This window comes from Acetobacter fabarum (genome assembly GCF_040702925.2).
Lineage (GTDB): Bacteria > Pseudomonadota > Alphaproteobacteria > Acetobacterales > Acetobacteraceae > Acetobacter > Acetobacter fabarum_B.
Genome location: NZ_JBFCXX020000024.1, coordinates 23,906 through 34,008 on the forward strand (window position 1 = coordinate 23,906; position 10,103 = coordinate 34,008).

The 10,103-nt window shown below is 65.2% G+C and carries 13 protein-coding genes and 1 pseudogene; 4 read left to right on the forward strand and 10 right to left on the reverse strand.

The window, feature by feature from the left end:
• Positions 1–16 precede the first annotated feature (16 nt).
• Positions 17–415, forward strand: coding sequence for a MerR family transcriptional regulator (locus tag AB2L51_RS13225; protein ID WP_003618791.1), 399 nt, complete (start codon positions 17–19; stop codon positions 413–415).
• A gap of 198 nt (positions 416–613) precedes the next feature.
• On the opposite strand, the gene AB2L51_RS13230 is transcribed toward AB2L51_RS13225, so the two are convergent.
• Together AB2L51_RS13230 and AB2L51_RS13235 are read right to left on the reverse strand one after the other, a co-directional pair.
• Entirely contained in the window at positions 614–1,039 is a 426-nt protein-coding gene (locus AB2L51_RS13230; protein ID WP_003618781.1) for a hypothetical protein, read from the reverse strand.
• A 5-nt stretch (positions 1,040–1,044) separates the two neighbouring features.
• The gene (locus tag AB2L51_RS13235; RefSeq protein WP_040510572.1) at positions 1,045–3,024 is read right to left on the reverse strand and encodes a conjugal transfer protein TraG; all 1,980 of its coding nucleotides are present in this window, start codon (positions 3,022–3,024) and stop codon (positions 1,045–1,047) included.
• 119 nt (positions 3,025–3,143) lie between these two features.
• Here AB2L51_RS13235 and AB2L51_RS13240 point away from each other — a divergent pair, with 119 nt between their 5' ends.
• The 3 genes from AB2L51_RS13240 to AB2L51_RS13250 all read left to right on the forward strand — a co-directional run bounded on the left by AB2L51_RS13240 (position 3,144) and on the right by AB2L51_RS13250 (position 4,889).
• Positions 3,144–3,563 (forward strand): DOPA 4,5-dioxygenase family protein, encoded by a 420-nt coding sequence (locus AB2L51_RS13240; RefSeq protein WP_003618779.1) that lies wholly within the window; start codon positions 3,144–3,146, stop codon positions 3,561–3,563.
• 104 nt (positions 3,564–3,667) lie between these two features.
• Entirely contained in the window at positions 3,668–4,294 is a 627-nt protein-coding gene (locus tag AB2L51_RS13245; protein WP_003618778.1) for a hypothetical protein, read from the forward strand.
• A 4-nt stretch (positions 4,295–4,298) separates the two neighbouring features.
• Positions 4,299–4,889 carry an RES family NAD+ phosphorylase gene (locus tag AB2L51_RS13250; RefSeq protein ID WP_003618777.1) on the forward strand — a complete coding sequence of 197 codons (591 nt, stop codon included), beginning with the start codon at positions 4,299–4,301 and terminating at the stop codon, positions 4,887–4,889.
• 11 nt (positions 4,890–4,900) lie between these two features.
• On the opposite strand, the gene AB2L51_RS13255 is transcribed toward AB2L51_RS13250, so the two are convergent.
• From AB2L51_RS13255 to AB2L51_RS13290, 8 genes and pseudogenes are all read right to left on the reverse strand, one after another.
• Positions 4,901–6,658: a relaxase/mobilization nuclease domain-containing protein gene (locus AB2L51_RS13255; protein ID WP_003618776.1), complete on the reverse strand. Its 1,758-nt coding sequence runs from the start codon at positions 6,656–6,658 to the stop codon at positions 4,901–4,903.
• A 246-nt stretch (positions 6,659–6,904) separates the two neighbouring features.
• On the reverse strand, positions 6,905–7,606 hold the full coding sequence (locus AB2L51_RS13260) for a lytic transglycosylase domain-containing protein (protein ID WP_003618774.1): 702 nt from the start codon (positions 7,604–7,606) through the stop codon (positions 6,905–6,907).
• The gene (locus AB2L51_RS13265) at positions 7,593–7,931 is read right to left on the reverse strand and encodes a DUF736 domain-containing protein (RefSeq protein WP_003618772.1); all 339 of its coding nucleotides are present in this window, start codon (positions 7,929–7,931) and stop codon (positions 7,593–7,595) included. Before AB2L51_RS13265 ends, AB2L51_RS13260 begins: the two co-directional genes overlap by 14 nt.
• Before the next feature lies 1 nt (position 7,932).
• Positions 7,933–8,475: a S26 family signal peptidase gene (locus AB2L51_RS13270; protein WP_003618770.1), complete on the reverse strand. Its 543-nt coding sequence runs from the start codon at positions 8,473–8,475 to the stop codon at positions 7,933–7,935.
• Positions 8,472–8,936, reverse strand: a complete 465-nt coding sequence (locus AB2L51_RS13275) for a DUF2840 domain-containing protein (protein ID WP_048858930.1) — start codon at positions 8,934–8,936, stop codon at positions 8,472–8,474. Before AB2L51_RS13275 ends, AB2L51_RS13270 begins: the two co-directional genes overlap by 4 nt.
• The gene (locus AB2L51_RS13280; protein ID WP_003618765.1) at positions 8,933–9,175 is read right to left on the reverse strand and encodes a ribbon-helix-helix protein; all 243 of its coding nucleotides are present in this window, start codon (positions 9,173–9,175) and stop codon (positions 8,933–8,935) included. Before AB2L51_RS13280 ends, AB2L51_RS13275 begins: the two co-directional genes overlap by 4 nt.
• Entirely contained in the window at positions 9,172–9,915 is a 744-nt protein-coding gene (locus tag AB2L51_RS13285; protein ID WP_003618763.1) for a DNA-methyltransferase, read from the reverse strand. Before AB2L51_RS13285 ends, AB2L51_RS13280 begins: the two co-directional genes overlap by 4 nt.
• A pseudogene (locus AB2L51_RS13290) lies at positions 9,912–10,103 on the reverse strand (ParA family partition ATPase); the annotation flags it as partial. The pseudogene AB2L51_RS13290 and the gene AB2L51_RS13285, both read right to left, overlap by 4 nt.

Below are 10,103 nucleotides of genomic sequence, written 5' to 3' on the forward strand. Positions count from 1 at the left end.
GGTCAAGAGGCAGGGAATGCGATCGATTGGTGCCTTGGGGAAGGCGACGAATACCAAAGTCGAGACGATCCGCTATTACGAACGGATCGGTCTTCTGGCTCCGCCACAGCGGACCGATGGCAATTATCGCACTTATGATGATGAGGCACTCGCGAGACTGTCTTTTATTCGTCGATCTCGGGATCTGGGTTTTTCATTAGACCAGGTAAGAGCTCTATTATCCCTAACGGATCAGGGAACCCAGGATTGTAAGACAGTTGATAGAATTGCTCGTGACCATATGGCAGAAATTGAGCGCAAAATTGCGGATCTCATCGCATTGCGCCATGAACTTTCTACGATGATAGAATCATGCGGGGGAGGTAATATTTCAGAATGCCGAATTATTGAAGCACTTTCTCCGTTTGATAATTAGTTCTCCTGACTTTTTTCGCAGCCAGTCGATTCTGCATTTGACGGAAGATTACCCGAAATAGTTATACGGCCTCATCCTCACGTGTCAGAATCTGAAAAATCCTCATGGAAAATTCAAGGACTATACGTGCTCCCATGGTGGCAGTTTATGATCAGGCCAGTTCTGAAGCAGACATTCGGCTTCCCCCCCTTAACCGACTCAGGTATCGTGCCGTTCCGCCTCAGATCCCACGTCCAGCCTGACCTCATCATCCAGCGTCGTCCCACGCGCCAACCTGCGTCCGACAGCCTCGACAAAGCCGTCATACCGCTCCCGCCCCTTGCTCTGCGCCGCAGCCAAAGCCGCATCGGGCAGTGGGGGAGTGCTGGTGAGCCAGAACCGCACGAACACGGCGAGCGATTCATTGGAGATCGTCACCCGTCGTTCCATCCGCTCCAGCTGCCGCGTCATCCGGTCCAGCCGCCGAGCGAGCGCCGCCTCCAGCCGCTCCGGCCCATCCGGCGACAGAAACGATGCCAGCGCCGTCTCCACAATCAGCGCCTGCGGCACCTTCTTACGGGCGGCGTAATCGGCGAGCCTGACACTAAGGTCAGCGGGTAGCCGGATCGTGTGTCTGATCCGCATGGCGGTCACAGCCCCATCCGATCACCAGGATCGAGCGACACCTGCCGCGCGAGAGCCCGCTCCCCGCGCCGCAGGGTCTGTGCCCGTGTAGCATCGTCCTCGGATTCATCCTCAGGCGGGTCGAACTCACGCACCGGCTTCCTTGGTGCCTGTACTACCTCTTCCTGTTCCGGCAGTTCCGGCTCACGGCGGATGCCAGCATTGGCGGGATCATCATCCCCATTGCTGGCAGGAGGCGGCTGCACCACGTCGGCCCAGTCCCCCGGCGGCGGTCCGATGGGTGGCGTTCCATCCGGAGCCAGAGGCGGCTCGAACCGGGGTGGCGGGAGGACGCGCGCGGCCAGTTCGGCGTCTTCGAAATACCGCGCCTTGCGCGCCCGGATCGGCGGGCAGCCCGAGACCATTACCAGTTCTTCGTCAGGGGGAAGCTGCATGATCTCGCCGGACGTCAGCAGCGGCCGCGCGGTTTCGTGGCGCGTCACCATCAGATGCCCGAGCCACGGCGAAAGCCGGTGGCCGGCATAGTTCTTCGCGTCACGAATCTCGGTCGCGGTGCCGAGCGCGTCGGAGACCCGTTTGGCGGTCCGTTCATCGTTGGTCGCGAAACTGACCCGGACATGGCAGTTGTCGAGGATCGAGTTGTTCTGCCCATAGGCTTTTTCGATCTGGTTCAGGCTCTGTCCGATCAGGAAGCTCTTGATCCCATAGCCCGCCATAAAGGCCAGCGCGCTCTCGAAGAAGTCCAGCCGCCCCAGCGCCGGGAACTCATCGAGCATCAGCAGCAGGCGATGGCGGCGCTTCGCCTCCAGTTCCTCGGTCAGACGACGGCCGATCTGATTGAGCACCAGCCGGACCAGCGGCTTGGTGCGGCTGATATCCGATGGGGGTACCACCAGATACAGCGTCGCCGGATGGCTGCCGGCGACAAGGTCCCGGATCCGCCAGTCGCAGCGCCGGGTCACATGCGACACCACCGGATCACGATATAGACCGAGAAACGACATGGCGGTGGACAGCACGCCCGAGCGTTCATTGTCGCTCTTGTTCAGCAGTTCCCGCGCGGAACTGGCGACCACCGGATGCACACCCTTCGCGCCAAGATGTGGCGTGGTCATCATGGCGCGCAGCGTGGTCTCGATCGCCCGCTTGGGGTCGGAGAGGAAATTGGCGACCCCGGCCAGGGTCTTGTCTTCCTCGGCGTAGAGGACATGCAGGATGGTGCCGACCAGCAAGGCGTGGCTGGTCTTTTCCCAATGGTTGCGCTTCTCAAGGGCGCCCTCGGGATCGACCAGCACATCGGCGATGTTCTGCACGTCGCGGACTTCCCGTTCACCGCGCCGGACCTCCAGCAGTGGATTGTAGGCGGCGCTGGCGAGGTTGGTCGGATCGAACAGCAGCACCCGACCAAAGCGGGCGCGCCAGCCGGCGGTCAGTGTCCAGTTCTCGCCCTTGATGTCATGGACGATCGCCGCACCTGGCCAGGTCAGCAGCGTCGGCACCACCAGTCCCACCCCCTTGCCCGAGCGGGTGGGCGCGAAGCACAGGACATGTTCCGGCCCATCATGGCGAAGATAGGCATCGGCCGAGCGGCCCAGCACCACGCCATCGGGGGCGAGTAATCCGGCGCGACGGATCTCGCGCGGGTCGGCCCAATGCGCTGAGCCATAAGTGGTGGCGCGCTTCTTCTCGCGGGCGCGCCAGACGGACATCGTGATCGCGACGATGACGGCGGCCACGCCGCCCGCCGCCGCGATATACCCGCCGATGGTAAAGATGTCCGGAGCATAGGCGTCGTAGGCGAACCACCACCAGAAGAATTCCGGCGGATAATAGACTGGCCAACTGAGCAGCATGAACCACGGAGCGCCAAGCTGCGTCTGGAAGCCGAGCCGCCAGGCGGTCCATTGCGTCGCCGCCCACGTGAAGGCGAGGATCACGGTGCCGACAGCAAACACCGAGCCCCAGAGGATCCTGGTCTGGTTCATGACAGGAACCGACCAGACAGCTCGATTCTCCGATATTCAAGGTCTAATGACAACGCCTGGGGCCGCAGGACAGCAGCGGATAATAAACGGACGGACGGCCAGTCCGCAGGGATTGAACGATGACCGACACCATCCGCCTGATCGACTCCATCGCCAGCTATCATGCCCATGTCTATTTCGACGGCGCAATGGAACGCGCGGCGGCGGAAAGGCTTCGCGCCGAGGTCGCCGAGCGCTTCGTGGTCCGGCTGGGTCGCTGGCACGAGGTTCCGGTCGGCCCACACACGTTGCCGATGTATCAGATCGCCTTCGAGACCGGGCTGTTCGCGACGCTCGTTCCCTGGCTGATACTCAATCACCGGGGCCTGAGCATCCTGATCCACCCGAATACGCGTTCTCCGCGCCGGGATCACATCAGCGACGGACTCTGGCTCGGGCAGCGTCGCGCCTTGCTGCCAGAGCAGCTACCGGAAGACTCGCTGAAGGCGGACGACGCAGGGGCTCCGAATACTGAACCGGCGGGCACGGCGCCGATCTGACGCCAGCCCGAAGCCAGGAGCGTGGCAGCGTTCTATTGGTTGCTTTGGTTGTCATGGTTTCCTATATTGCCATCACGAAGAAGACTCTGCCAGGAGGCGACAGGATGCCCACGACACCCGTTTCGGAAACGCGCGCCCGCGTTGCGGGAAGCCATACGAGAACCCGACTTCTCGGCGTGGGCAGCATCGTGATGGTGCCTGCCGGGCTGGAACTGGCGGCACGCAAGACAGCCCCCGGACGTGTCAGCGCGAAGCCACAGGTGCTGGAATACGAGGTTCGTCCGCAAGCCGGTCGCTCCCCCTCCCGCGAGACCGCTACAGATGCCTATGCGGTCGGCCCGCGGGGACTTGCCCTGTTACGCGGGAAACAGATCAGGGACGACGATCTTCGGCGCGCGGGCGGTGCCTACACGCTCGATCAGGTCAGGGAACTGCTCAGAGTCACGCGCCAGGCCATCGAGAAGAAGGTCCGTGAACAGGCGATCCTGGCGGTTCCGGGACCGAGCGGCGAGCGGCGCTATCCGGTCGCGCAGTTCACCGGCGATGGGGTCATGTCGGGTTTGAAGCCGGTGCTCGCCGCCCTGCCAAGCGAAAGCGCATGGTTCCGTCTGAATTTCCTGGTCACGCCGCTCGCACAACTCGACGGGCAGACACCGATCGAAGCGCTGGGCGCCGGCAAGACAGAGGCGGTGGTGAAAGCCGCGCAGTCCATCGGCGTCCAGGGCGGCTGACCGCGTGCCGGACCAGCCCTGGCCGCCGGGAGACCTCGCTTCCCGGCAACCCCGCTGGCGCATTCTGCCCGCGGGCCATCCCCTGCATCGTTTTCACTCCCGCGCTCATGACCCCGTCTATTTCGACCGTTCGCGCTCCGGGCGTCTCAACGCGCCGAACGGCTCTCATGGCGTTCTCTACACGGCGGAACAGCAGGCCGGCGCGTTCGCGGAGACGTTCCTGCGCGCGCCAGGACGCACGCTGCTGCCGATGGATCTCATCGCCGCCAAGGCCTGCGCCATCCTGAGCGCCAATCGAGAACTGCGGCTGGTGGAGCTGCACGGTCCCGGACTGGCTGTACTCGGCGCCACGGCGGAGGTCACATCATCCGGCCTGCCGTACGATCTGCCGCACGCGTGGTCGAAAGCCGTTCACGACGCATGGTCCGATGCGGACGGCATCAGCTACCGCGCCCGTCATGACAACGATCAGATCTGTTTCGCTCTTTTCAACCGGACGGAGAGCGCGATTGCGATCGCCTCCCAGAGCGACAATCTCGATGCGGACTGGTTCTATGAACTGATGGAGATCTATGGCGTGGGACTGACGAGCTGACCGGCAAGGTTTCAAATCCCGAGCCCGCGCTTCCGCCCGAAATTCCAGTCCACCGATCCGCCCGGCGACAGGGTACCGGAAACCTGCCGTCCGAGCTTCTGCTCCAGCGCCGGGCGCCACGGCACGAGCTGGAAGCCCAGCCCGTCATCGACCATCGCGAACCGACCCGAGGACAGGGCCACCCGCTGGCGATAGACCCCCGAGACGATCTCGCCTTCCTTCGCGGGCCGGTGCTCCAGCCCGCTCTGCGCCGCCAATCTGGCGACGGCCTGATCCAGATCGCGCTGACGCAGGGTGCCGATCAGGTCGGGCGCGAACACCACGCGCTCGCCCTGTCGTCGGGCCAGCCCCTCGGACGCCAGATGATCGATCCGCCGCGCCATTGCCTCACGGACCTCCGAGCCGAAACCCGCATTGGCCGGTGCCGGGTCTTTGGCCAGTAACTGGCGGTCAAGCCAGGTCGCGCCGGGCGCCGTCACCTGCTCGGCCAGCGTGAAGTCCGAGCGGGTCGCCAGCGACAGGCGCTGCGTGCCCTTGGCATCCTCCCAACTCCGGGTCTCGACGATCGCACCGGTCCTGGCATCGCCGGTTAGGTCCAGATCGGGGAAGCGGACATGATGCGTGCGCCCGTCGGTCCCCGCGATCACCACGTAGCCCGAGCCCCTCAACTCGTCATCCAGCCCGCGCTCCACCAGCCGCCCGATGACCGGATCGGCGAGTTTCTCGCCATGGATCGCAAAGCCCGCGACATCGGGATCCACCACCCCGCCGCCAGACATGGCGCGGTGCATGGTTTTGATGATGTCGCCCCGGATGGAGAGATCGCGCAGGGTCGCCTCCAACCCCGGCTTGAGGGTCCAGCGGGCCACCCCGACCGGTTCGGCAAGACCAAGCCCTTCCAGCTTGGTCGCCCGGCCCATCAGCAGACGCCGCAGTTGCGGGTCTTCGCCTCCTGCGCCCGGCCGGAGATCGACGATGCCGCCGCGCTCGTCGTTGATGTCCTGCAACGCGCGATCGAGGCTGGTCCAGCGGTCGGCGCCGATCTCGGTCTCCAGGGCGGTGCGGATTTCCTGCTCGCTGCGCGGGCCAAGTTCCAGCGTTACCCGTTCGGCGGCGCGGTCGCGCAGGCCCTGGCTGATATAGGCGCGGCTGATCACCAGATCCTTGCCGTCATCGGCCACCCCGCGCACCAGGATGTGGACATGCGGATTATCCGTATTCCAGTGATCCACCCCGACCCAGTCCAGTTTGGTGCCGAGGTCGCGCTCCATGTCCTGCATCAGTTCGCGTGCGAAGCCCCGCAGATCCTCCATCCGCGCCGCATCCTCGGGCGAGACGATGAAGCGGAAATGGTGGCGGTCGTCGGCGCAGCGTTCCGCGAAGGCCTTGCTGTCCGCTTCGTCGGAGCCGGCATCGAACAGATGGGCTTTGGCACCGTCGCGGGTCACGCCCTCGCGTCTGAGATAGGCGATGTGGCGGGCGAGCGGCGCGGAGCGGAAGCGCGTGCCCTGCTGACGGACGACGCGCGCCTTGACCACGACCCGACGGGCATTGCTGCGCAGCCGCATGGACAGGGCCGCCCGTCGGCCGCGCCCGAAACGGGAGCCGCCACCGCCTCCCCTGCCCTTCGCGCCGAACCGGGTGCCGGTATGACCGGCCCTCTTCGCGGCACGCATGACCTCGCCAACGAAGGATTTCGGGCGTGCGCCCTGATTGCCATGCTGGATGCGTCCGGGCCGGACAGTCAGGCCGTCATCGCGTGTTGCCATAGCCCGCTCTCCGCTCCGTTTCGCCCCCGACGGCGCCCGGATCGTTGAAAAGATGAGAAAAAATGCACGGACTGCCGCAGGCGGTGCGTGATGAGAAGGAAAATTCCCCAATCAAACCAACCATATGCAGTCCCGAAGGAGCACTGCTTTTACCTTGCCGTCCTTCCCTCCGTTGCCAGCCTCCCCCCAGCGCCCCCTCCCAAAGGCACCCATGGCCCGCCAACGCCCGATGGACCGGAACGGGGGTCATCGACGTGCTTCCCCATGCCCTGAGGCGATGAACAGCCCGACCGACTGCGGTGCGAGTGCCGTCCAGTCTGTCGGGCGAGCGTCATCGGCATGCACCGGATCATGCGCGCTCTCGCCATGCCGAGGGGCATTTCCTGTGCGCAGGAATGACGCCGGAAAGAGTGAAGATCTCTGCCAGGACGGTGTCTCCGAAGCACCGATCACGATGTCATCGGCAGGCGGAAGAGCCAGCCGCGCGCTGACCGATGCAACGTAATCCCGCGTCTCGGCAGGCAGTGGTCGGCCGGTTGCGAGATGCTCGTCATAGCGCGCGGGACCGGCATTATAAGCAGCCAGAAATCCGGCTTCGCCATAGCGATCCCGCATCCAGCGCAGATAGGTCGCACCAGCCAGAATGTTGTCACGCGGGTCGAACGGATCGTCGCCGAGGCCGAGCGACGTACGCAGGCTGGCCCATGTTCCGGGCATCACCTGCATGAGCCCCATCGCACCCGCCGACGACACGGCATGCGCATCGCCCCTGCTCTCCGCGTGCAGCACGGCAGCAATCCATGAGGCCGGAATCTGCGCGCGCGTGGCGGCTTCCGCGATCATGTCGGCGTAGGGATCGGCAACCGCATTATGCGTCGGCACCGTCAATGAAACGACGGCCGGAAGCACGACACCGAGCAGACGGAGCGCCGCCTTACCGCCGGTCATCACGCTTCACCGGGCGGCTCCAGACCAGATGGAAGGCACGCCCCTGACGATCGGACTGGAACAGATTGGCGCGGATCGGCTGCGCCAGCATGGGGTCGTCGAGAACCAGCGAGAGATAGGTGCCCGCCTTCTCGCCGGTGCGTTTCCAGGCCGCGCCGACCTCTGGTCCGGCATCGGCGTCACCGAGATGGACGCGATAATCGGGCGCATGCTCGGCGTCCGACGATGTCGCCGGCACGATCGTTAGTTCGACGTCGAGGGCGAGCGTGCGCAGCCGACCGGCGAAGCCGTCAGCCGTGCGTGTAAAAGTTCCGATCTGGGCCATGTCAGCCTCGTTTCTGCTTGGGGGTGGGAGACATCGGTGACGGCACGAGCCACAGCGGCTGCGCGCGGCCGAGCACCGCAGCGACCGGCAGGATGCCGAAATAGCGACCGTCAAGACTGGTCGGGACTGCTGCGTTCATGACGAAAATCTGGCCGGGCAGGACGTGCCGACAGCCTTGCCAGATCGGCAGCGGACGACCGCGATGATCGTAGGCGAGTGCCTCGCCAAGCGCCTTGCCGTCGACCGAAACAGCAGTACCGATCCGGCAGACCAATTGCCCCGGCAGTGCGGCAACCGGCTTGAGCAGCGGCACACCGAGGGGCAGATAGCCGCCGTGCGCCAGCATCGTGGCAATGTCGGCCGGTGGTCGGATCGCGATCAGGTCGTCGACATGCAGGGTGCTTACCGATTGCAGGCGATACAATCCGACCGGTGTACTGGCGGTGGCATTCCAGATCAGCCGGGGCGCCGGATGAATCGCCACTGACGTGCCAACACCGAGTATTGCGAAATACGTGGTGAAGAACCAACCAAGGCGCGTCATGACACCGCCCTCCGGCGCAGCCAGGCCTGATGGCGGTCGCGCGTGTAGGAGCGTGCCGCCTGCCCGGAGAGCATCCGATTGTGCAGATGCCGCCAATGCTCGGGCGCCACGTCGACGGGGTCGATGCCGATAGCTTCGATACGATCGACAGCTTCGAGCACCAGACGGACCTTCGGCCAACCGCTCTGGCGCAACAGGCTCTCCCCGCCGGGGCGCACGAACGGCACCGTCTGATACGGCTCGCCGGGACGGGTGACGCGCACGATGTCGATGCAGGACACCACCGTGCCGTAATCGTTCGCTGCCCAGCGCAGGAAGGCGAATACGGTGTCCGGCGGAAAGCTCAGTATCCGCCGACGACGATCGAGAATCTGCTCATGGGCGACAGAGCCGAAGCGGATCCAGTGCTCGATGCGCTTCTCGATCCAGGTCAGTTCGACATGAGCGAGGGTGTCGGTCATGGCACATCTCCAGCAGTATCGGGGAACTCGCGGGCCAGCAGCGCGCGCAGCATGTCGGCGACCGTGATGCCGCGCTGGAACGCCGCGACCTTGAGCCGCGCGCGCAGCGCCGGCGTGACGTCGATGGTCAGCCGGGCGGTAAAGCGGTTGATGGTCGAAGGCTTGTCCGGCGCCCTGACCCAGCGTTCGGGATCGGCGGGACGCGCCGCGAAGCCGGGCGGCGTGCGACGTTCCGTCATGGCGAAATTCCTTCGCCGAGCGGCAGCACGGAGGCGATGCGGTCGCGCGCCTTTTGCGCCATGACTGGATCGATCTCGCAGCCGACATAGCGCCGACCGGCGAGCCGGCAGGCGACACCGGCCGCGCCCGAGCCGGCGAACCAGTCGCCCACCAGGCCACCTGGTGGGCAGCTCGTGCGGATCAGGATCTCCAGCAGTGCCACCGGCTTCTCGGTGGGATGGATGGCGCGCCCATGCGCATTGCGGACCGGAATCACGGAGCGCATCAGGCGCGGGCCGCCATCCTCGCTCACGTAATGGCCGGCATCGATCCGGCCCATGTGGGGCGGCCGGTGTCTCCGCCTTACCGTGCGCGCCCGCGCATCGGACGTGGTGGGAACAACATTGTAGACGGCGCGCCAGGGCGTATCGTCGCGATAGAACTGGACGATCAGTTCATGCACGCGGCGGAAGCGATCGGCATGGAAGCTGGAACCGTTCTGCTTCTCCCAGACCAGTTCCTGAGCATATTTCCAGCCCGCATTCCGAAATGCCGCGTTGGATGCGAGAAAGCTCCGCAGGGAGCCGAAGACCCAGAGCGAGCCGCTCGGTTTCAGGGCGGCGAGTGCCTTGCCGGGCCAGTCCGCCACGCGCCGGTCCCAGGCGAGCGACGTATCGCCATAGGGCGGGTCGACCAGGATCATGTCGTAGGGGCCGTGCCAGGGCATCAGGAGCGCGCTGTCGCCGGTCAGGAGGGTCATGGCACCAGCCCCCCGATCTCGGCCGTCAGGGCGGCGATTTCGCGGGCGGCAATCCCGTGCGGGCGCAGGTCGCAGACCAGGCGGCCGGTGCGCGCGGCGTCGGCGAAAGCAACCCGCTGGCCGATCCGCGCCGCTAGAGCGGCAGGCTCATGCCCCATCAGCGCCAGCCGGGTTTCGCGGGCGATGAC